Below are 21,251 nucleotides of genomic sequence, written 5' to 3'. Positions count from 1 at the left end.
GGGCGCGCCGGTCCTGCTGAACCGGGATGAAGCGGGCGGCTGGAAGGTGTTCCCCGAGACTTCGGTGCGCAGGCTTCCCTACTTCCTGGACGGACCGGTGTCTGTCATTCGTAGGCGTATTCGTCGACGTCCAGTTGCGCACGCGTCAGCCTGAGGAACTCCAGGATCCGCGAATCGAGGTGCCAACCGAGCAACCGGTGTTGCCCAAAGCGGTTTCCGAGGCCGTCGACCGGGCCGGCCGAACCCTCCGCCTCACCGGCCGGATGCTCGAATATCCGCACGACCTGCAATCGACTGGCACCCGACTCTCCATCGACACGGTCGAGTTCGGCGGCCAGGGCGCCGATGCGCTCGGCATGATCGAACAGCCTGTCGATGATCCGGGTCATCTGCTCATCGACGGTCAGACCGGGCTTGCGGCAGACGACACGCCACTCATGGGCGACCGGCCGGGGCGGCCTGGCGAGACGACTACCGCGCACGGTCACCTCGTCGGGCTCGATTCCCAGCCGAGCGGTGATCTCGGTCCCCGGTATCCGCATCGAGGCCAGGGCGAAGTAGGTGTACTGGGAGACGAGCACGCCGGCACCCTACCGATCGCCGTCCGGCTCTCTGAGAGCGGAGACCGAGAGCACCTGAGCCGCACGACACGGCTCTCGGAGGCGGGATGATCGAGAAATGTCCATCTTCTTGGAGACCGACCGTCTGATACTCCGCCGTTTCACCACGGCCGACGAGGACGATCTGGTCGAGCTTAACGGCGATCCCGAGGTCATGCGCTACCTCACCGGCGGCAGGCCGAGTTCCCGCGAAGAGATCCGCAGCCGGGTTCTGCCCAGGTTCCTCGGCTACTACGAACGGTTCGAAGATCTCGGGTTCTGGGCGGCGGAAGAGAAAGCCACCGGACGCTTTCTGGGCTGGTTCCACTTTCGACCGTACGAGGATGAAGCACGTGATGGCGAGATCGAGCTCGGCTACCGACTGCGCAGGTCGGCGTGGGGCAAGGGCTACGCCACCGAGGGGTCCCGTGCGCTGATCGACAAGGGTTTCACCGAGCAAGGGGTGGAACGCGTGGTCGCGGAGACGATGACGGTCAATTCCGCCTCTCGGCGCGTGCTGGAGAAGGCCGGTCTGACACTGGTGCGTACCTTCCACCCTGAGGGATGGGATTCCATCGAAGGCTCCGAGCATGGTGAGGTCGAGTACGCGCTGAGCAGAGCCGAGTGGGAGCGCCGGCGCCTCGGTTGATCGGCGCGCGGAACCCGGCCTGCGGATCGACTCGATCGTGATCAGGGCTCGATGTCGACGACCACGAGCATCTCCTCTTGATAGTGGTCGAGGTCATCGAGGAGCCAGGACTCCCCCTCCCGAAGCTGGTGGAAACGGAAGGTCCCATTGGTCGATCCGGCACCGATGATGCACCTGACCGGAACCGGATCGGGAAGGGCGCGAACGAGCCGTCCGACGCCGTCGGCCACCCGCAGGCCGAGTCGGAGCATCACCACCTGGTCTTCCCGGCTGATGTACAGGTCACCGTCGACCACGTCGACGGTGACCGGAGCATGGTCCTCCAGGTGGAAGCTGCTGGCCTGACACTCGTACTGCGTGGTGTCCCAGCCCATCCGGGCCATGGCCTCGCGTGAGCCCGCCGTCAGCTTGGCCCCGCCCCGATCATTGATCACGAAGACGAGGGCGTCGTCGTTTCGGGTGAGCCCCCGGTCGAGCATCTCGCGCAGCTGATCGTCCAACTCCGGGTACGCGTCCGCGGGCGCGGAGCCGGCAAGGAGCCCCAGGGCGTCGGCCGCATCGTCGTTCATGCGGATTGTGATCACCGGCGGATGCTCCTGGATCCGGCGTCATGCCGTCAACCGAGATCCGTTCCGCTGTCCGGTCGTGCCCGGCCACGCGGAGCACGCGCGGCTCCTAGGACTGGTCTGCTCTCGGCCACCCATCGCCCTGTCCCAACGCTGACGCCTTCGTGGCCGCAGATGGCCAATCGGCCCGTGATTCACCCGATCCCCCTGCGCGCTGGGCCTTGGTCCTCGGCGCCGTCGGCGGCGTTCTCGGTCTCGTCATCGGGCTGATCGTCGGGTCGATCGCCACCGCCGCCACCGGCGTCCTCGTCGGTGCCAGCACGTTCGGACTCGGCATCGTCGGCGGCGCCGTCACCGGCCTCGTCGGCGGCGAGGTCGCCATCCGTGCCATCCGCCGTTTCGTGCGTTCCCGTCTCAAGGGGACCCGGGACGCCTGAGGCGGCCACGCGGGGAGGCTCACCGCCTCCTCGCTCAACCACGAGGGCCCGGCATCAGCCGGGCCCTCTGCCCTTCCCCTGTGCCGGGGTCGATTGGACGCCCGACCCGTCCGGCATGAGGAGCAGGCGGAGGATGACGACGAGTGCGGTCTGAGTTTCCCGAACCGCGGACGCGCGGACCAGGCGGCCGTCGACGGCTGATTGGTGCCGCAGGGCGGTTATCGCGCTGGGGACGACATCGTTCGCGCTCCTGGGGACTGTCTACTGCCTGAACATCACGCTGAACAGCACCCGTACCGGCGACGTCGCCTACCACTTCGGCATCCTGGCCACATTGCCCACCTGGGGCGTTACTTCTCCGCACTTACTGCTGCCGAAGGCCGGCCGTAGTGCTCGTGCGCCCCGATGCGCAGAGTCCACTGCTTCAGTGGATGGAATCGATGACTCGGCGAAACGATCACTTACTCGCATGCGATAGTCAGAGCAAAGACCACTCACGCCTTCATTGGACACAGACGTTGCAGACAGACATTTTTCTGAGCGTAGGCCGCACATACAATTCAAATCAAGAAGACTTCGTATGCGCCATCGAAGATCTGCTGCGCGCAAACGGAATGACACCTCGAACGGTAGGGAGGAACGACTTCACCTCCCGCCAGCCCCTAGAACTGATCGCCGAGATGATGGACAGATGCAAGGGGACGGTGGTGATAGCCTTCGAACGCATCCGCGCCGACCATGCTATAGAATTTCGCGGCACCACCAAAGAGCAGAGCATCTCCGATCTGGCACTTCCGACGATTTGGAATCAGATAGAAGCCTCGATGGCCTACATCAAGGGGCATCCACTACTGGTCATCGTGGAAGACGGCCTAAAAACCGAAGGACTACTCGAAGGCAGATACGATTGGTATGTGCAACGGGTGGACCTGGACGTCGATGTGCTGAACGGGGCAGAATTCAAAGGAATCTTCAGCGACTGGAAGCGACGCGTGTCGGAGTTCGAAGCGCGCGGCAGTGAAAAGCAGCGGATCGCGCCAGAGCAGTTGACGTTGGGGCAACTTGTTCGCACTATTCGGCTGCCTCAGCTCTGGGCGACCATCGCCGCCCTGCTCGTCATCGCCGGCATTGTGGCCACGGTCGCATTCAACCTGGGCCAGGCTGTGGCGAAACACTGAGCCACGTACAACCCAGGCCCACCAACACCCCGATGGCACAGCCGGGTTGAAAAGGGTTTATCTTCTCGGGCATGGATCATCAGGGAGAGTTTCGTCGGGCAGCGCTTGAGTTGGGCATCCCGGACGACGAGAGATCTGGCCTACGGCCTCTGGTCGTCTGGCGCCTACCTCGTCATCGGCGGGTATGCCGATGACGAGGCGACGGTCGGCAGCATCACGGCGAAGACCCTCCCGAAGGGAGAAAGGTTTTCCTATCTGGACGAAGAAGCGCTCCAGCTGGCGAGCGAATGGATACCGCTCGCCAATGAATCCCGGGTCTACGCGGAGTACTACACGAAATTCATGATCCGCCACGACGACCTGGCCGCCGCTCGGTGGGACAAGGCGCTGACCGTGACCAATTTCGCGGCCCCGTGACCAGGGTCGACGCACCTCTACCACTGGGGGGCCGGCGAAGACTGTTCACAAAGGCTGTTCAGGCGTCCGCGCCAATGATCACGACCCGGGCCGGTGGGGTTCTTGGGTCATCGCAGGTTCCGACGGATCGACCATCTGGGTGTCCGGGGCGGTGCCCGGCAGCGTGCATGCCCTGTCGGCCGCCCTGCCCGGCGGCGAGAGGCTTCATGGCCAGACGCAGCGGAGCAGCCGGGCACGGGACGCGCTGGACAAGGCCATCAGGCGCCCCTTCCACTTCGCGAGCACGAGGGGCCCTTCAGCGTGTCAGGCGAACACAACGCGTTGGATCTCACACTGCGGATCGAGCTGTTCACCGCGCTGAAGCGGGCGGGCGCTGCCAGGATCATCACCTACGCCGCCGCGGACACCGCGCGACTCCGGCCGGCCGATCACGACAAGGAACGCGTTGCCGCTATGACCATCGTCCCTGCCGACTCCACCGACACGACCGTCATCACGGACTTCGACCAACTCCTACCACGCAGGAGGCTCCGGCTCGGCAGCCGCACCTCCCACCTGGCCATGGCTTATGCGAACCGCGTCGTCGAGGCGATCCGCAGCGCACTCCCTCACATCGACATTGAGATCGTCGCCATCAAGACCTCCGGCGACGCGTGGAAAGGCGACCTGGCCCAACTCGGCGGCAAGGGCGCCTTCATGAAGGAGATCGACGCGGCGATGGTCGCCGGCCAGATCGACATGGCCGTCCACGCCATGAAAGACGTGCCCGGTGACGTCCCGCTCCCCGAGGGGCTGATGTTCGCGGCCTACCTTCCCCGCGAAGACGTCCGCGACTGCGTCGTGTGGCGCTCCGGTTCCCGCCATGCCTCCCTCGACGAACTCCCGCCCGGTTCGGTGATCGGCACCTCCGCGGTGAGACGCAAAGCCCAGATCCTGCAAGCCCGCCCCGATCTGCAAGTGGTCCCCTTCCGCGGCAACGTCATCCCCCGCCTTACCAAGCTCGACGAGAACGACGACCGCATCGAGGCGCTAGTTCTGGCCCGCATCGGCCTCGTACGCGCCGGAGTGTCGGACCGTGTCGGCCAGATCCTGGAGATGGACCGGATGTGCCCCGCGATCGGCGCCGGCGTCATCGGCGTCCAGTGTCGCGAGGCGGATGAGGGAATCCGCGAGCTGCTGCGCCTGGTCGACCATCCCGAGACCCGTACGCACATCACCGCCGAGCGGACGATGCTGCAGGGCCTGCAAGGACACTGCAACTCCCCGATCGCCGGGCACTGCACCACCACGCCGGATGGACGGCTTTCGCTGACCGGCATGGTCTTCTCCCGCGACGGCGGCGAGTTCGCCTACGCCCACGAATCGGACACCCTCGACCGCGCGCCCGAACTCGGCGCCCTCGTCGCCGCGACTCTGGCGCGCAAGGGCGCCCGCGACATCATCGCCGGCATTCCCCACTGATCCGATACCGATGACTTGGTAAGGTGCGCGCGTCGCACCGCTTGGAGAGTCACGGCAGCGCTCACGGGAGAGGGGCCAGGCGACGGTGCGGGCCTCAGAGGTTTCGCGTGCGGTAGCCGCGGCCATGTCCACCGCCTCATCACTTGGCCTGACAGCCGACGACGCGATCGTTCTTCATGACTCGAACAAGCTGACTCTGCGTCTGCTGCCGTGTGACGTCCTGGCCCGGGTGGCACCAGTAGCGCATCAGGTCGCACGGTTCGAACTCGAGCTTGCTCAGCGGCTCGCCGAATCCGGCTGCCCGGTGGCTGCCCTCGAGCCTCGAGCGGAGCCACGCGCCTATGAGCGTGATGGCTTCGTGGTCACGCTATGGACCTACTACGAACCCGTGGCACCTCGAGAGATCTCACCGACCGACTACGCCGATGCGCTCCAGCGACTGCACGCCGGCATGCGCGAGGTCGACGTCCCGACGCCGCACTTCACGAATCGAGTCGAGCAGGCTCAGCGACTCGTGGCGGACCGCGACCGCACTCCGGCGCTCGCCGGAGCGGACCGGGAGCTGCTCGGCGACACGTTGCGAAGCCTGAGGCGGGTGATCGGCGAGCGCGGCGGCACTGAGCAGCTGCTGCACGGCGAGCCGCACCCGGGCAACGTGCTCACCACGAAGAACGGTCTGCTGTTCATAGACCTTGAGACGTGTTGCCGTGGGCCTGTCGAATTCGACCTCGCCCATGCGCCCGAAGAAGTCGGCGAGCACTATCCGGGTGTCGACCAAGACTTGCTGCGCGAGTGCCGGATCCTCGTGCTGGCGATGATCACAACGTGGCGCTGGGATCGAGGTGACCAACTCCCGAACGGGCGCCGGCTGGGCACAGAGTGGCTCAGCCGGATCCGAACAGCGCTCGATCACAGAGGGCTGGATACCCATGGCTGATCGCGTACGGCACTCGCCGAGGGTGTGCCGAGCGCGTGGATGACGGACGAGCCGGCCTGTAGGCCGGGTTCTTAACCGGCGTATCCCTGAGCTGCGTCAGCGCTGTGCTCTCGCTGCTGACCTGGGCTGGACCGTCTCGACTGTTCTCAACGTTTCGCGCACGATCGCGCTGCGATGTGCCCTCGATGTGCCTTCAGCTTGAGCGCCCCTTCTTCCCGTTGCCCTTCTCACTGTCGCGGCGATCTACGGTGCGTTGTACGCGCTGCTTGAACCCCCGGCTTCTGAGGTGCTCTGGTTTCCTGTCCTCGCTAGATTGGATTCGGCGCTTCGCGTTCTCATCCAGCTTGCTCATACCTGAGTGATACCCGTTGCGCAAAGAGGTGTGATCGTTACGGCGGAGGGAGACCGATTCGTTACGAGGGAAGATCGAGTAAGCGTCGACTACGGCCAATCCTCGGCTCTACCTGGACAGATGGTCTCTGGTCGTCCGCCAGAGTCCTTGGCTGTACGTCGCGATTGTCACTCAGTTGGTCACGCAGCCTGTTGGCGGCTATGACTCTGTAGATGTTCGTGAACTCTGGACTGCGTGACAACTACCTGCGGCGATACCGTTGGCAAGCCTTTAAGCTGCGCCGACGGTTACCGATATCTGTCATCGCTTGTCGACTGTTCTCGCAGTCATGTTCCGTCGATGTGCCCCTGTCAACGCCGGGAAGCCGTGGCCTAACCCCCGAATGACTTGCGGAAAAGACCACTAAGGGCCCCAGCCCCATCCAGAGTTGCTGTCGTAGTGAATGCAACCACCCCATCCATTTATGTACGCGCACCCGCTAGCACGCCAGTTGCCCGCTATTACCTTTAGTTCCACATACTCAGGAATGTCGACATCTCGGTCCCTGAAATATGCCGCACCGTCCCTTTCTGCGGCCACTTGGGCCCTGGGATCGTCATAAATGTGATTCAATACATTCAGAAAATTAGCGTCGCTGAGTAGAGTTTGCATCGAGTTCACAAGTTGATGAATTGCATCAAAACCCGACTCCATTTCACACATTTGCTGTCGATGCGACTCCGGTAGAGGCATTCGAGTTCTCCTATTCTAGCCAGCCGCCAGGGGCTTACACTCTTGATCGTTCGCCGAGAAGTCGGACAACCCTATCGTTCATCCAGTCGGCGTTACCTTGGCTAAAGGGTTCCCGATCTTCACTAAATGAATCTGTCACTACTTAGTGAGCGTTTGATAAATGAGCTCATGGCGCTGTAGCAAATAGGGCGCCATGCCAGCGCCGGGCGGAACTTTGTCCCACAAGCGGCTATCTTCTTGCCTGGCCATCCCGTTCGCCGTCGTCCCACCCCGTGGGGAGCGGGGCCGCCGGCGGTGGTGATGGTGGAGCTCCCCGCGGAAGAACGACCTTCGCCACCGCCGGCGGCTCTGCTCGGCTTGTCCTGGGACGTCGGCGGGCGGGATGGCCAGGCCCCACCCCACCGGAACAGGTCCTGGCCCTCGCCGACGCTATGCCCAAGCGGTACCGGGTCCTGGTCCTGCTCGGTGCTGCGGCCGGCCTCCGCCAGGGCGAGGCGTTTGGGCTGGCGCTCGACCGCATCGACTCCGAGCTAGGGATGATCACCGTTAATCAACAGGTCGTCGTGATCGACAGGCGGCCGGTGCTGGCATCGCCGAAAACCTCGGCGTCGGTCCGGGACGTACCGATGCCGGTCTTCCTGAGTGATGCGATCGACGAGCACGCCCAGGCGCTCCAGCTCGACGCCGACGCGGTGCTGTGCCGTACTCCGCGCGGTGGTCTGCTGCGGCGGGACTACTACAACAAGCGGATATGGAAGCCAGCGATCAAGGCGGTCGGCCTGCCTGAGGACACCACGTTCCACGATCTGCGGCACACCTTCGCCAGCACGGCGCTCGCCGGGGGCGTACCGATCTCCGAGGTGTCGCGGTGGCTCGGGCACAAGTCGATCACGACGACGGTCGACCTGTACGGGCACCTGGTGCCGGAGGCCGGCGGCCGGGCTCGTGACGCGCTGGACAAGGCGTTCGGGCTCGCGCTCGGTGTGCCCTCAAAGTGCCCTGACGAGGAGGGCTGACGTGCTGCGCTCCAGGTCAGCAGCGTGGATGACGGACGAGTCGGCCTGTAGGCCGGGTTCTGTGCCTCCGCTCGCGCGGAGCGACGGTCATCCATCTAGGGCCGCCGTTGCCGGCGGCCTCGAGCGGTCTACCCGCAGGCTCGGGCGGGCCGCCCTCGAACGCCTGCGCGGACCCGCGTTGCGGGTCCTTCTTGACCTTGCTCCGGGTGGGGTTTGCCGAGCCGCCCCAGTCACCTGGGGCGCTGGTGGTCTCTTACACCACCGTTTCACCCTTACCTCCGCACGCGGAGGCGGTCTGTTCTCTGTGGCACTTTCCCGCGGGTCACCCCGGGTCGGCGTTACCGACCACCCTGCCCGGTGGAGCCCGGACCTTCCTCGTCGGAGCGGAACTCCGACGCGACCGTCCGGCCGACTCGTCCGTCGTTCAAGATTTTACCAAAGTCCCGGTTCGGCACCCTGACGCAAGTGGTGGGTGTCGTTGAGGGACCGTACGACGGCGGGGCCGTCGGCGTACCAGTCGACGACCGACAGTGATCCGACGTCTAGGTGCATCCGGTAGAGCGCGGAGGGCGGGGCGTCCAGCGCCAGGCGTACGAGCGTCTTGATCGGCGTGACGTGCGACACGACGAGGATCTTCTGCTTCCGGAAGCGGACGAGCAGTTTGTCGCGGGCGGTCTGCACGCGTTTCTGGGTGGCCGCGAAGCTCTCGCCGTAGGGCGGCGCGACGGACGGGTCGGCGAGCCAGGCGTCCATCTCCGCGGGCCAGCGCTCGCGGACCTCGGCGAAGGTGTAGCCCTCCCAGTCGCCGAAGTCGGTCTCGCGCAGATCGTCCTCGACGCGGACCGGAACGTCGAGGGCCTGGGCGACCTCCTGGGCGGTCTGCCGCGTGCGCTTGAGCGGCGACGTGACGATCGCTTCGATGCCGCGACCGGCGAGGGCCTTCCCCGCCGCGCGGGCCTGGACCAGGCCGGTGTCGGTGAGCGGGATGTCGCCGGTGCCCGCGAACCGCCGCTCCCCGGAGTACGGAGTCTCGCCGTGCCGGAGCAGCAGCGTCGTCGTCGGCTCCGTGGTCGGCGGCGCCCAGCCCGTCGTGGCGGTGGGCGGCTGCGGCTCCGGCTCGTCCTCCTCGACCGCCGACGGCGCCCACGTACGGCCCTCGGCGGCGGCGTCCATGGCCTCGTTGGCGAGCCGGTCGGCGTGCTTGTTGCGTTCCCGGGGGATCCACGTGTAGCGGACCGAACGCAGCCGCGAGGCAAGCCGCTGCGCCTGGAGCGCCAGCGGCTTCATGTCCGGATGCTTGATCTTCCAGCGGCCGGACATCTGCTCGACGACGAGCTTGGAGTCCATCCGGACCTCGACGTCGGCGTCCGAGGAGAGCTCCGCCGCGGCCTCCAGGCCCGCGATGAGCCCGCGGTACTCGGCGACGTTGTTGGTGGCCACGCCGAGAGACTCGGCCCGCTCGGCGAGGACCTGGCCCGTGAGGGCGTCCCGGACCACCGAGCCGTACCCGGCCGGTCCGGGGTTGCCGCGCGACCCGCCGTCGGCCTCGACGATCAGCTTCACAGGCCGGATTCCGGGGTGCGGACGAGGATTCGGCGGCACTCCTCGCAGCGGATGACGTCGTCCTTGGCGGCCGCGCGGATGGCGTTCAGCTCGACGGTGTTGAGCTGCAGGTGGCAGCCCTGGCACTGGCCGCGCAGCAGGGCCGCGGCGGCGACGCCCCGGTGCTGCTCGCGCAGCTTCTCGTAGAGCTTGAGCAGGTCGCCGGGGATGTCGTCGGCGACACCGGCCCGCGCCGTACGGACCAGCTCGGCCTCGCCGTCGATCTCCCGGTAGGCGGCGTCGCGGCGCTCGGCCAGCTCGGTCAGCTCCTTGTCGGCCGCCTCCTTGTCCGCCTCGACAGTGCGCAGGCGGTTCTCGGCCTCCTCGCGGCGCTCCATCACCTCGAGCACGATGTCCTCGAGGTCGGCCTGCCGCTTCTGCAGGGACACGATCTCGGACTGGAGGTTCTCCAGGTCGCGGGCCGAGGACACCTGCCCGGAGTCGAGCCGCTTCTGGTCCCGGTCGGCGCGGGCGCGTACCTGGTCGACGTCCTGCTCGGCCTTCTTCTGCTCCCGGTCGATGTCGCTGATCTCGGTCTGCGCCGCGACGAGCGCGTCGGCGACCCCGCCGATGCGCTCCTCGACCTTCGTGATCTCGGCGAGCTCCGGGAGGGTGCGCCTGCGGTGGGCCAGCCGGTCGAGCCGACTGTCCAGCTCCTGCAGGTCGAGGAGCCGCATCTGGGCTTCAGGTGCTGCTTTCACGTACTTCCTTCAAGGGATCGAAAGGTCCACGCGTCGGTTACAACGGTGGAGATCCGGGTCTCCACGCCAGTCTGTCGCACCACGGCCGCCGCGTCGCCGAGCCACGGCCATTCCGTCGCCCAATGCGCGGCGTCGATGAGTGCCGTACTTCCATCTTCGCGGAACTCCGACGCCGGATGGTGGCGGAGGTCGGCGGTGAGGTAGACGTCGGCTCCCGCGGCGCGGGCGGCGCCCAGCAGCGAGTCGCCGGCGCCTCCGCAGACCGCCACCGTACGGACCGGCGCCTCCGGGTCGCCCGCGACGCGCAGTCCGGCGGCGGTGGCGGGCAGGCCCTTGGCCGCGGCGTCCGCGAACTCCCGCAGCGTGAGGGGTGCGGGAAGCTCACCGACGCGGCCGAGCCCCCGGCGCGGATCTTCGGCGGACGGGCTGAGCGGTCGCAGGCTCCCGGTGACACCGACGGCCCGGGCGAGCGCGTCGGACACGCCGGGGTCGGCGACGTCGGCGTTGGTGTGCGCGGTGTACAGGGCGGCGCCGGCGGTGATCAACCGGTGCACGGCGCGGCCCTTCGGGGTGGTGGCCGGCACGCCGTGCACGGGCCGCAACAGGAGCGGGTGATGGGTGACGATCAGGTCGGCGTGCCAGTCCAGGGCCTCGTCGACCACGTCGCTCACCGGGTCCACGGCGAACAGGACACGGCGGACGACGGCCTCCGGATCACCGCAGACCAGGCCGACGGCATCCCAGGACTCCGCCCAGGCGGGATCGTAGCGATCTTCCAGGATCGTGATGATGTCGGCCAGTGTGGTGGGCACCCTCCGCAGGGTACCGTCCGAGATCGCGGTGACCGCGCATTCAAGATCACTGGAATCGCGCATACCATCGGCGGGGCGCCGGGCGGAATCATGGCACTCGGCCGATCGTTGGAGGTTGCGTGAAGTCACCGTTTCGACGGCGCCGCAGGCGTCCGCGTAAGCGCCCCGTCGCTGCTCCTGAGCCGGAAGTGATCGACTGGCCGAAGGAGGGCAACGGCGGAGGCGGCGGCCTGATGTCGGCCATCCGGGGTGATTCGTCGTCCGGTGCCGGGTTCGGGCCTGGGATGTTCGCGGACCTGCAGGCCGCGTTCGGTGGTGCGGGGAAGCAGATCCAGCTCGAGGAGCAGGAGAAGGAGAAGACCCGCCGCCATGAGCTGCACACGAACAGCGCCGGCGGCCGCGATGATCTCGACTCCGGCATGATCAGAATCACGAAGCGCCGCGATCCAGACGATGACTCGGATAAGTAGGCCGGATCGGTAGTTTCCCCTACCTTTTCTCGAACATATATTCGAGTTGAAGATATCCTGACGACGTGACCGCGTACGTACCGCCCGGCTGGCCTTCGGGAGTGCATCCGCCGGGCACCGAGAGATTCGAGGGCACGGCGGTGGCCTGGCTCTTCGACCTGGTGCCGGCCGAATACCGCCGGTACGGCGTACTCCGGCGTTATCCGACCGTGCTGTCGCGCATGGCCCGTCATCACGTCGCCGCGGACCTGGAGGCGGCGAGGGAGGGCTTCCGCACCGCCCGCGCCGAGCTGGCGGACACGGTCCCCGCACACGGTCTCGAGGCGGTGCTGGAGATCTACCGCCGGGAGGGCACCCGGCTGGCGGCCATGGCCCGGGCCGTCGAGCTGGTCGACGCCGGCCTGCGCGGCGGCTCGTTCACTCCCAAGCTCTGATCATTCACTCCCGAGCTTCGATCGTTCGCTCCTTAAGCTCCCATCGTTCGCTCTGAAGCTCTGATCCTTCGCTTCCGGGTTCCGATCGGTCGCTCCCGAACACTGATCGTCGGTCGCGCCGGCCGCCGTCAGTTCGACGCGCGGAAGAGATGGGCGGCGGCGCCGCGGTTGGGCACGCCGAGCTTGTGCAGGATCCGGGAGACGTGGACGCCGACCGTCCGTTCACTGATGAACAGCGTCTCGGCGATCTGCCGATTGGTCCGCCCGCTGCTCAGCAGCGCGAGCACCTCGACCTCCCGCGCGGTGAGCCCCGGCACCGTCTCCTCCGCGGGGTCGGGCTCCTCCGCCGGGACGAGGTCGAGCCGCGCCCGCCGGGCCAGGCCCTCGATCTCCGGCCGCAGCGCGCCGGCGCCGAGGGCGTCGGCGGCCGCCCACGCCGTCCGCAGTGCCTTCACCGCGGCCTCGCGCGGACCACGGACGGCGAGGATCGCCTCGGCCTCGCGGATCCGGCAGTACGCCGCGCGGTAGATCTCGCCGAGGCCGTCCCAGAGGGCGATCACGGAGCGCCAGAGGACCGGATCCGGGCCCGTCAGCCGAGTCGCCTCCGCCTCGGCCTGCAGGGCGTACGCCTCCGACTCGGGCATCCTGGGCATCGCCGCGAGCGTCTCCCGGCACTCCTCCAGGAGCGGCGTCGGGTCGCCGTGCAGCCCCGCCTCCACCCGGATTCCCGACGCGCACAGCTCCGGCCCGATCCGGGTGAACTCGCTGCCGCGAATCACGTCGAGCCCCGCCCGTACGTGGCTCCGCGCGGCCATCGGGTCGTGCTCGAGGATCGCCAGGCGGGCCCGGCAGGCGTGGTAGGCGCTGGCCAGGTCCAGGCCGTCGGTCCGGCCGACGGTCTCGGCGAGGGTGGCGAGGTGACGCCGCGCGCCGTCGGCGTCGCCCCGGCGCAGCTGCAGCTCGGCCATGGCGAGCGTGACACCCCAGCGCTGCCATGGCGGCGCCTCGATGTCCATGACCTCGTCGACGAGCCGGTCCGCGTCGGACCAGCGGCCCAGCCGGATCAGCGCGGCGAGCGTGTTGCCGGCGGCGCACATGCAGGTCGTCCGGCCGTACCCGAGGCGCCGGCAGGTGCCCACGCCCTCCATGCCGAGCTCCGCGGCCTTCGCCCAGTCCCCCGCCCACAGCAGCGCTTCGGTGTAGTTGACGTACGCGCGGCCGAGCTCCCAGGCGTCCTCGCGCTCCTTGGCGCTGCGCAGGGCCTCGGCGAGCTCGGCGAGACCGGCGGTCATCTCGCCGAGCATCGCGAGACTGACGCCCATGGTGTTGCGGGCGTGCCCTTCGATGTCGCGGGCGCCGACCGCGGCGGCGACCTCGATCGCCTCGCGGCAGGACGCCACGGACTCCCGGAAGTGGCACTGGATCATCAGCGCGTGCCCCTGCAGCCCGCGGACCCGGGCGCGTTCGCGGGCCGACGCCTCGGTGGGCAGCAGCGCGATCGCCCTGTCGTACGCCTCGCAGGCGGCCGCCATGTCCCCGGCCATCCAGCGGACCCGGCCCATCAGCGTCCACAGGCTCGCCGCGCGTGTCGGCGCGGCCGCCGGGTCGACCTCGGTCATGGCCTCCTCAACGAGGCGGGCCGCCTGGTCCACCTCCCCCGCCGCCATCGCGACCTCGGCGGCGCGGCCCAGCAGTTCGGCGTGCGGCATCCCGGCGCGGGACTCGGCGTCGGGCACCTCCGGCCACAGGCGGATGGCGCGCTCGTAGTGCGCCAGGGCGATGGCCCAGGCGTACCCGGCCGCCGCGGCCGCGGCGGCCGCCACGAAGCCGGTGAGCGCCCGTTCCGCGTCGCCGGCGGCGTGCCAGTGGCGGGCGAGCTCGGCGGACGGGCCCCGCTTCTCCAGGGCCGTCGCGACGGCGACGTGCAGCCGGCTGCGCTCGCCGGGCAGCAGTTCGGTGTGCAGCGCCTCGCGCAGCAGCGCGTGCCGTACGTCGTATCCATCGTCCGTGACGACGAGCAGCCGGTGGGCGACCGCCTCGTGCAGCGCGTCGTTCAGCGCCTCGGACGGCAGGTCGGTCACCGCGGCGATCAGCTCCTCGTCGCCGACCCGGCCGATGGTGGCGACGGCGCGCAGGACCCGCCGGGTCTCCGGGGCGAGACGTTCGACGCGGGTCAGGAGCACCTCGCGGAGGCTGGCGGGCAGTTCCCTGGTGGTCGGACCGGCCGCGACCAGTTCCTCGACGAAGAACGGGTTCCCCTCCGACCGGTCGAACAGCGTGCCGACCTGGCGGGTGGCGGGACGGGTCCCGAGGATGCCGGCCACCTGGGCGGCCACCTCGTCCCGGGACAGGTTGCTGAGCTCGATGCGCTCGGCGTTTCCCGAGCGCTCCAGCTCCAGCACGGTGCCGTGCAGAGGGTGGCCGCGCACCACCTCGTCGCTGCGGTACGTCCCGACGACGACCAGACCGGAGCGGCGCAGGTTCGTGCCGAGCAGCGACAGCAGGTCGGCGGAGGCCGGGTCGATCCAGTGCAGGTCCTCCAGGACCAGGACGGCCGGGCGCAACGCGGCCATCCGCTGGAACAGGCCCAGGGCGAGTTCGTACAGCCGTCCACGCTCCGCGCCGTCCCGGCGGGTCGGCGGCCGTCCGCAGAGCTCGGGCAGCAGGGCGCCGAGTTCGCGTGGCGCGTCGCCGAGGACGTGCGACAGCTCTTCGGCCGTGAGCTCCTCGGCCAGCGGCCGGAGCGCGGCGACGAACGGCGCGTACGGCGCGGCGCCCTCGGCCAGGTCGAGGCAGCCGCCCGTGAAGACCAGCGCGTCACGCCACCGCGCGCGGTCGGTGAAGGTCGTGACCAGCCGAGACTTGCCGATCCCGGCGTCCCCTGAGACGAAGAGCAGGACGGACGAACCGCCCTGCGCCTGGGTCAGGGCGGCGTCGAGTCGGTCGAGCTCGGCGGCACGGCCGATGAGCGTGGGACACGAAACCCGCCTTGTCACATGGCGAGTATGTAGTAGATAAGCCGTACATGTAGTTGAAAAGTAAGCAATTATGCTGATGCACTCGATGAACCCGATCATGACCATGGGGTCATCGGCAGTCGACACGGAGGACGCGACGATGGGGACCGTGCAGGTCCGTCAGCAGCGCGGTACCCCCTGCACGCGCGTGCGTGAGGAGCAGGTCCGCCCCCTGTACGCCGCGACACTCGCGGCGCTGGGACCGCAACCCGGCACCCGCCTGCTGCACGTGGGCTGCGGAACCGGCACGGCGCTGGGCCTCGCGGCGTTCACCGGCGCGGACCTCGCCGGACTCGACCCCGCGCCGGACCTGCTGTCGTACGCCCGGGACCGGCTGCCGGACGCGGACCTGCGCGCCGCGGAGGTCACCGAGCTGCCCTATGACCGTGGCTGCTTCGACCAGGTGATGGCGTTCGATGCCATCCAGTACGCCAGGTCGCCCGCGGCGGCCATCGCGGAGCTGGCCCGGGTCACCCGGCCAGGTGGCGTGGTCGCCATCGGCCTGTGGCACAACTGGGCGGGCCGCGAGGCGAGCGCCTTCCTCAGCGCCGTACGGGGCCGGGTGCCCACGCCGCCCACGGACGGCCCGCCCGTGCACGACCTGTACCGGCTGCGCGAGGTCATGGTGGAGGCGGGACTCGACGTCTTCGCCAGCGCGGAGGTCAACCACCGGCACGACTTCGCCTCCCTGGACAGCGCCTGGGAGTCCATGACGACCTCGCCGAACGTCGAGCGGGCGATCGACGTCATGGGCGTCGACGCGGCGCACGAGATCTTCATCGCCAACTTCGCGACCATGCAGCGGGCCGACGGCTCCATCCAGCAGGAGCATCTGTACCAGTACGCCCTCGGCCGCGCCACGAGCTGAGCCGCCGAAGCCTGCGGCCGAGGCCCGGCGGCTCGGCCCACCGGAGTGTCGGCCGGCGTGACCGGCGCTATGGTTACCTCTCGCGTGACCGACGGTAAGACCGGGAGGACGACCAGATGCCCGAGGGTCATCCGCTGCGGCCGGGAGATCCCACGCGGCTCGGGGCGTACCGGCTCGTGGGGCGCCTCGGCGAGGGCACGCAGGGAGTCGTCTACCTCGGCCGGGACGACGCCGACACCCACGTGGCGATCAAGCTTCTGCACGCCCGCACGGCGGCGCATCCGGACGCGCGCGACCGGTTCGTCCGGGAGCTGGACGCCGCCAAGAAGGTCGCGCGGTTCTGCACCGCCCAGGTCCTCGACGCGGACCTCGCCGGGGACCAGCCCTACATCGTCAGCGAGTACGTCGAGGGCCGGTCGCTGCGGTCGCAGATCCTCACCGAGGGCCCCCGGTCGGGCGGCGCGCTGGAACGGCTGGCGATCAGCACGCTGACCGCCCTCGCCGCGATCCACAAGGCCGGGATCGTGCACCGCGATTTCAACCCGCAGAACGTCCTGCTCGGCGTGGACGGGCCACGGGTGATCGACTTCGGCATCGCCCGTGCCCTCGGGACCACCCGCAGCAACGAGAGCAACAACCTCGGCACACCCGCGTACATGGCACCGGAGCAGATCGCGGGCGGCGAGATCGGCCCGCCGGTCGACATGTTCGCCTGGGGCTCCACGATCCTGTTCGCCGCGACCGGCCGTCCGCCGTTCGGCAACGACTCGGTGCCCAGGGTCATGGAGCGCATCGTGCGCGGCGACGCGGACCTCGACCCGTTGCCGGAGCCGCTGCGCTCCGTCGTCGCCGCGTGTCTGGCCAAGGACTCGGCACGCCGGCCCACCGCCCAGCAGGCCCAGGCCGCGCTGCTCGGACAGGAGCCCGTCGACGCGCTGACGGTCCCGTCCTCGTTCGGTCCCCCGGTGCCGGTCCCGACCGGCGAGCGCGCCGACACGACCCCGGCCATGCCGAGCGGGACGGACCCGGTGTCCCGCCCCGGCACCACCCCCGCCATGCCGCGCGGGACCGACCCGGGATCATCCGCCGCCGCGCCGCCCGGCACGAGCCCCACCATGCCGAGCGGGACGGACCCTGGCACGACCAGCGGGGCCGGCACCGCCTCCCGCGCCGCCGCGCCGCCCGCGTCCCGGCGCTCGGCGGCCCGCTGGGCGGTCGGCGCCGGCGCCGCGACGGCCCTGGTGGCGCTCCTCCTCGCCGTGTTTCTGTGGCCCGACGGCGGGGGCTCCGCGAGCCCCGGGAAGACGGTGGCCGTCGCCGCGACGCCGTCATCACAGCCGTCCTCCTCGGCGAGCACCTCCCCGGACGACGCTCTGCACCAGGGCCGGACCCCGACGCCGACCCCCACCAGGAGCAGGAAGAAGAACGACCCGAAGGCGCCGGGCTGTCGCGAGTACACCCGCACGTACGGCCTGCCCAACGCTGGAACGGTGATTTTCAGGGGCAAGGTCTGCCGGACGGTCTACTCCGGGACGTTCGTCCTGGCCGACACGGCGCCGAAGGACGGCTGGGAGGTCTGCGCGCAGCTGCGCGGCCACCTGACGGGGTCGGCGGGCGGCTTCATCAGCACCGCGCTGATCTCGTCCAAGGGCGGCGGCGTGCAGCCCGTCGACAATGGGCCGACCGTCCGGTTCGGGGCCAAGACGAAACGGACCGAGGACTGGGTCCAGCTGAACGCCGGCCGCTGCCGCCGCTCGGGCAAGAACCTGACGTCGTCCTGGCAGACCCACGAGCGGCTCGCCACCGGCTGACCCGCTCGCCCAGGGGTTTCCCGGTGGATCGTGTTCATAGCGAGCGACGCGCAGCCGGACGAAGGTCCACCGGACACCCCCCTAGCGCGGGTTCAGCAGCTCGGTGATCCTGGTGAACCCGTCCGCGCCATGACCCTGGTCGATCACGCGGCGCGCCAGGTCCTGGACCGCGCGCATCACGCCGGCCTCGATGCCGTGGGACTCGGACGTGTGCACGATGTGGGCGATGGACGACGCCGCCGACGTGATCGGGTTGATCTCGCCGGAGAAGCCGCCGCTGTCCACATCATGCGCGAACTTCTCGAAGAGCGCTGGGAGAAAGGCGCCGATGCCCTGCGCGAACGGCGCCAGTTCTCCCGCGCTCACCCCCTCCGCCCGCGCCACCGCCAGCGCGTGCGCGTAGCCCGCCATCGTCGTCCAGAAGATGTCGAGCAACGCGACGTCGTACGCGGCCGCCCGGCCGATCTCCTCGCCGAGGTGGGTGTGCGTGCCGCCCAGAGCCTCCAGCGCGGGCCGGTGCTCCTGGTAGAGCTCTCCCGGGCCGCTGTGGATGAACGCCGCGGCCGGCGTCCCGATCGTGGTGGCCGGCGTCATGATCGCGCCGTCGAGGTAGCCGATGCCGTGCTCGGCCGCCCAGGCCGCGGTCTTCCGCGCGCGGTCGGGGGTGTCCGCGGTGAGGTTCACGACCGTGCGCCCCTTCAGCGCGTCGGTGACCGCGTCGCGCCGCAGGATGGCGTCCACCGCGTCGTAGTCGACCACGCAGATGACGGTCAGCCCGCTCGCGGCGACCGCCGTCTCGGGTGACGGGGCGCCGACCGCGCCCCGTCCGGTCAGCTCCCGGTCCCTGCCCGCCGTCCGGTTCCACACCGTCGTGCGCAGCCCGGCGTCGAGGAAGGCGCCGGCCAGCGCCCGGCCCATCGGGCCGAGACCGAGCACGGTGACGGCAGAATGTTCGGGGTTGAAGGGCATGATTGAACTCCTGATCGGGTCGATAGAGGGAATGACGATGACGCGCAGCCGTGCGCAGGACACCAATGTGTGCGGAGTCACCGCCGCGATCGCCGTGATCGACGGCAAATGGAAGACGATCCTGCTGTGGCTGCTGGAATCGCGTCCGCACCGTCCCGGTGAATTGCGCCGGCGGCTACCCGGCCTCACCGAGAAGGTGCTGACTCAGACGCTCCGGGAGATGGAGGCCGACGGTCTCGTCCACCGTGAGGTGCACGACGGGCGGCCCCTGAAGACCGTGTACTCCCTGACCGAATTCGGCCGCGACCTGTCCGAGGCGTTGACGCCGCTGTCCGACTGGGGCCACCGGCGCCTGGAGAAGCTGGCCGAATCCCGGTCGCCCTCCTGATGCACCGCCACCCCTCCGTGTTCTTTTTCGGCCGTCACGCCGGACGAGATGACCTCCGCCCGGCGTGACGGCGCGGAATGTCCATGACCAAGCTTCGGGCCACCGGATCCAGCCGACAAGTACCCACAAAAATGTGGGTATCCGGGTCATGTGGCGTCCACCGGATGTTGTCCGCCCGGTCAGCGGCACGTCTCGCCGCCCTCAGCGGCGGGATCTGAACTGAGGGCGTGGATCTGACACGCCGCAGCTTCCTGATCGGCACGGCCGGGCTGCCGCTGGCCTCCCGGCGGACGGGCGACCCGTTCACGCTGGGCGTGGCCTCGGGCGACCCCACGGCCGACGGCATCGTCCTGTGGACCCGCCTGGCGCCCCGGCCGCTCGCCGACGGCGGGCACGGGGGCATGCCGGACCGGGACGTCGGCGTCGAGTGGCAGCTCGCCGAGGACGAGAGGTTCACCCGCGTCGTACGCTCCGGGACCGCCACCGCGCGGCCGTCGTGGGCGCACAGCGTGCACGTCGAGCCCTCCGGGCTGCGACCGGGCCGGGAGTACTTCTACCGGTTCCGCACCGGCGGCCACCTCTCCCCGACCGGCCGGACGCGGACCGCGCCCGCCCCGGGCACGGCGCCGGACCTGGCGTTCGGCGTGGTGTCGTGTTCCAACTACGAGCAGGGCTACTTCACGGCGTACCGGCGTCTCGCCGAGCAGCAGCCCGACCTCGTCCTGCACCTCGGGGACTACATCTACGAGTACGCGCCGGGCGGCTACAAGAACTCGGCCGGAACGATCGTCCGCTCGCACACCGAGCACCGGTGCCAGACGCTCGCCGAGTTCCGGCTCCGGCACGCGCAGTACAAGACCGATCCGGACCTGCGCGCGCTGCACGCCCTGGCCCCGTGGATCGCCGTGAACGACGACCACGAGATCGAGAACAACTGGGCGGGCGTCCATCCGGGCACGTCGGGCCGGCCGGACTTCGCCCAGCGCAAGAGGGCGGGCTACCGCGCGTACTACGAGCACCTGCCGCTCCGCCGCTCCGCGCTGCCGCGCGGGTCCGGCATGCGGCTCTACCGGCGGCTGGCCTGGGGCGACCTGACGACGTTCCACGTCCTCGACACCCGGCAGTTCCGGGACGACCAGCCGTGTGACGACGGCGTACGCGCGGACTGCGCCGCGCGCCTGGCCACCGGCCGGGTGCTGGTCGGGGCCGCCCAGCGGGCCTGGCTCGCCGCCGGCCTGCGCGCGTCCCGTGCCCGCTGGAACATGCTGGCCCAGCAGATCTTCATGGCCCAGCACGACTACCACCTCGGGCCGGGCAAAGAGGTGCTCCTCGACACCTGGGACGGCTACACCGCCGAACGGGACCGGGTCCTGGGCGACGTCGTCGCCTCGGGCGCCCGGAACCCCGTCGTCCTGACCGGCGACATCCACTGCCACTACGCCAGCGACCTGCTCGCCGACTTCGACGACCCCGACTCCCGGCGGATCGGCGTCGAACTGGTGACGACCTCCGTGACGAGCGACGGCGACGGCTACGACGCCCCGGCCGCCCGCGCGGTCGAACTGGCCGAGAACCCGCACATCGCCTACGCCGACCAGCGCCGCGGCTTCATCGCCGCCCGGCTGACGCCCACGGAACTGCGGGCCGACTTCCACACGCTGCCGTACGTGACGAAGCGGAACGCGCCCAGCACCGTCACCGCGAGCTTCACCGTCACCGACGGCGCGCACCACCTCTCCCGCTCCGCCGTACCGGCGTCGCGCGCACCCCAGGCCGCGGCCGCCGGCGCGCCCCGCCATCCCTGATCGCCCAGAACCGGCCGGCCTGACGAGCCG

At 69.3% G+C, this 21,251-nt stretch carries 20 protein-coding genes and 1 other RNA gene; 13 read left to right on the top strand and 8 right to left on the bottom strand.

The window, feature by feature from the left end; translation table 11 throughout:
• Positions 1-104: 104 nt before the first annotated feature.
• Positions 105-581 (bottom strand): DUF4279 domain-containing protein, encoded by a 477-nt coding sequence (locus AB0L00_RS12905; protein WP_364432403.1) that lies wholly within the window; start codon positions 579-581, stop codon positions 105-107.
• 97 nt (positions 582-678) lie between these two features.
• On the opposite strand from AB0L00_RS12905, the gene AB0L00_RS12900 reads away from it, so the two are divergent.
• The gene (locus AB0L00_RS12900; protein ID WP_364432400.1) at positions 679-1,248 is read left to right on the top strand and encodes a GNAT family N-acetyltransferase; all 570 of its coding nucleotides are present in this window, start codon (positions 679-681) and stop codon (positions 1,246-1,248) included.
• 41 nt (positions 1,249-1,289) lie between these two features.
• Here the strand turns inward: AB0L00_RS12900 and AB0L00_RS12895 are convergent, their stop codons facing one another.
• Positions 1,290-1,817: a hypothetical protein gene (locus tag AB0L00_RS12895; protein ID WP_364432397.1), complete on the bottom strand. Its 528-nt coding sequence runs from the start codon at positions 1,815-1,817 to the stop codon at positions 1,290-1,292.
• 218 nt (positions 1,818-2,035) lie between these two features.
• Between AB0L00_RS12895 and AB0L00_RS12890 the strand changes: the two genes are divergently transcribed.
• The 6 genes from AB0L00_RS12890 to AB0L00_RS12865 all read left to right on the top strand — a co-directional run bounded on the left by AB0L00_RS12890 (position 2,036) and on the right by AB0L00_RS12865 (position 8,344).
• The gene (locus AB0L00_RS12890; protein ID WP_364432394.1) at positions 2,036-2,251 is read left to right on the top strand and encodes a hypothetical protein; all 216 of its coding nucleotides are present in this window, start codon (positions 2,036-2,038) and stop codon (positions 2,249-2,251) included.
• A 518-nt stretch (positions 2,252-2,769) separates the two neighbouring features.
• Positions 2,770-3,429 carry a hypothetical protein gene (locus AB0L00_RS12885; RefSeq protein ID WP_364432391.1) on the top strand — a complete coding sequence of 220 codons (660 nt, stop codon included), beginning with the start codon at positions 2,770-2,772 and terminating at the stop codon, positions 3,427-3,429.
• Positions 3,430-3,534: 105 nt separating this feature from the next.
• Positions 3,535-3,846, top strand: a complete 312-nt coding sequence (locus AB0L00_RS12880) for a hypothetical protein (protein WP_364432388.1) — start codon at positions 3,535-3,537, stop codon at positions 3,844-3,846.
• A gap of 300 nt (positions 3,847-4,146) precedes the next feature.
• Positions 4,147-5,307 carry a hydroxymethylbilane synthase gene (gene hemC, locus AB0L00_RS12875; protein ID WP_364432386.1) on the top strand — a complete coding sequence of 387 codons (1,161 nt, stop codon included), beginning with the start codon at positions 4,147-4,149 and terminating at the stop codon, positions 5,305-5,307.
• A 124-nt stretch (positions 5,308-5,431) separates the two neighbouring features.
• Positions 5,432-6,244, top strand: a complete 813-nt coding sequence (locus AB0L00_RS12870; RefSeq protein ID WP_364432383.1) for an aminoglycoside phosphotransferase family protein — start codon at positions 5,432-5,434, stop codon at positions 6,242-6,244.
• A 1,356-nt stretch (positions 6,245-7,600) separates the two neighbouring features.
• Entirely contained in the window at positions 7,601-8,344 is a 744-nt protein-coding gene (locus AB0L00_RS12865; RefSeq protein ID WP_364432380.1) for a site-specific integrase, read from the top strand.
• Between the two features lie 32 nt (positions 8,345-8,376).
• Here AB0L00_RS12865 and rnpB read toward each other — a convergent pair.
• The 4 genes from rnpB to AB0L00_RS12845 form a co-directional block, all read right to left on the bottom strand.
• Positions 8,377-8,760, bottom strand: an RNA gene (rnpB, locus tag AB0L00_RS12860) — RNase P RNA component class A.
• 16 nt (positions 8,761-8,776) lie between these two features.
• Entirely contained in the window at positions 8,777-9,916 is a 1,140-nt protein-coding gene (locus AB0L00_RS12855) for a bifunctional RNase H/acid phosphatase (RefSeq protein ID WP_364433231.1), read from the bottom strand.
• Positions 9,904-10,647 (bottom strand): C4-type zinc ribbon domain-containing protein, encoded by a 744-nt coding sequence (locus AB0L00_RS12850; RefSeq protein ID WP_364432378.1) that lies wholly within the window; start codon positions 10,645-10,647, stop codon positions 9,904-9,906. The genes AB0L00_RS12855 and AB0L00_RS12850 overlap by 13 nt, the downstream gene beginning before the upstream one ends.
• Positions 10,644-11,459 carry a Nif3-like dinuclear metal center hexameric protein gene (locus AB0L00_RS12845; protein ID WP_364432376.1) on the bottom strand — a complete coding sequence of 272 codons (816 nt, stop codon included), beginning with the start codon at positions 11,457-11,459 and terminating at the stop codon, positions 10,644-10,646. The genes AB0L00_RS12850 and AB0L00_RS12845 overlap by 4 nt, the downstream gene beginning before the upstream one ends.
• A 188-nt stretch (positions 11,460-11,647) precedes the next feature.
• On the opposite strand from AB0L00_RS12845, the gene AB0L00_RS12840 reads away from it, so the two are divergent.
• Both AB0L00_RS12840 and AB0L00_RS12835 read left to right on the top strand, forming a co-directional pair.
• Positions 11,648-11,929 (top strand): DUF6191 domain-containing protein, encoded by a 282-nt coding sequence (locus AB0L00_RS12840; RefSeq protein WP_364432374.1) that lies wholly within the window; start codon positions 11,648-11,650, stop codon positions 11,927-11,929.
• Positions 11,930-11,994: 65 nt separating this feature from the next.
• Complete coding sequence (locus AB0L00_RS12835) at positions 11,995-12,363, top strand: hypothetical protein (protein WP_364432372.1); 369 nt, start codon at positions 11,995-11,997, stop codon at positions 12,361-12,363.
• Positions 12,364-12,491: 128 nt separating this feature from the next.
• On the opposite strand, the gene AB0L00_RS12830 is transcribed toward AB0L00_RS12835, so the two are convergent.
• On the bottom strand, positions 12,492-15,359 hold the full coding sequence (locus tag AB0L00_RS12830; protein WP_364432369.1) for an AAA family ATPase: 2,868 nt from the start codon (positions 15,357-15,359) through the stop codon (positions 12,492-12,494).
• Between the two features lie 67 nt (positions 15,360-15,426).
• On the opposite strand from AB0L00_RS12830, the gene AB0L00_RS12825 reads away from it, so the two are divergent.
• Both AB0L00_RS12825 and AB0L00_RS12820 read left to right on the top strand, forming a co-directional pair.
• A complete protein-coding gene (locus AB0L00_RS12825; RefSeq protein ID WP_364432366.1) occupies positions 15,427-16,248 on the top strand; it encodes a methyltransferase domain-containing protein in 822 nt (273 codons plus the stop codon).
• Positions 16,249-16,364: 116 nt separating this feature from the next.
• Complete coding sequence (locus tag AB0L00_RS12820) at positions 16,365-18,059, top strand: serine/threonine-protein kinase (protein ID WP_364432364.1); 1,695 nt, start codon at positions 16,365-16,367, stop codon at positions 18,057-18,059.
• An 81-nt stretch (positions 18,060-18,140) separates the two neighbouring features.
• On the opposite strand, the gene AB0L00_RS12815 is transcribed toward AB0L00_RS12820, so the two are convergent.
• On the bottom strand, positions 18,141-19,028 hold the full coding sequence (locus tag AB0L00_RS12815) for an NAD(P)-binding domain-containing protein (protein WP_364432361.1): 888 nt from the start codon (positions 19,026-19,028) through the stop codon (positions 18,141-18,143).
• A 37-nt stretch (positions 19,029-19,065) separates the two neighbouring features.
• Between AB0L00_RS12815 and AB0L00_RS12810 the strand changes: the two genes are divergently transcribed.
• Positions 19,066-19,416, top strand: a complete 351-nt coding sequence (locus tag AB0L00_RS12810; protein ID WP_364432358.1) for a helix-turn-helix domain-containing protein — start codon at positions 19,066-19,068, stop codon at positions 19,414-19,416.
• Positions 19,417-19,643: 227 nt separating this feature from the next.
• Positions 19,644-21,221, top strand: a complete 1,578-nt coding sequence (locus AB0L00_RS12805) for an alkaline phosphatase D family protein (protein WP_364432355.1) — start codon at positions 19,644-19,646, stop codon at positions 21,219-21,221.
• Positions 21,222-21,251 lie beyond the last annotated feature (30 nt).

Source organism: Actinoallomurus sp. NPDC052308 (assembly GCF_040679195.1).
Taxonomy (GTDB): Bacteria; Actinomycetota; Actinomycetes; order Streptosporangiales; family Streptosporangiaceae; genus Actinoallomurus; species Actinoallomurus liliacearum.
Note: the sequence above shows the minus strand (reverse complement) of the source record. Positions and strands in the feature narration are given on the sequence as shown.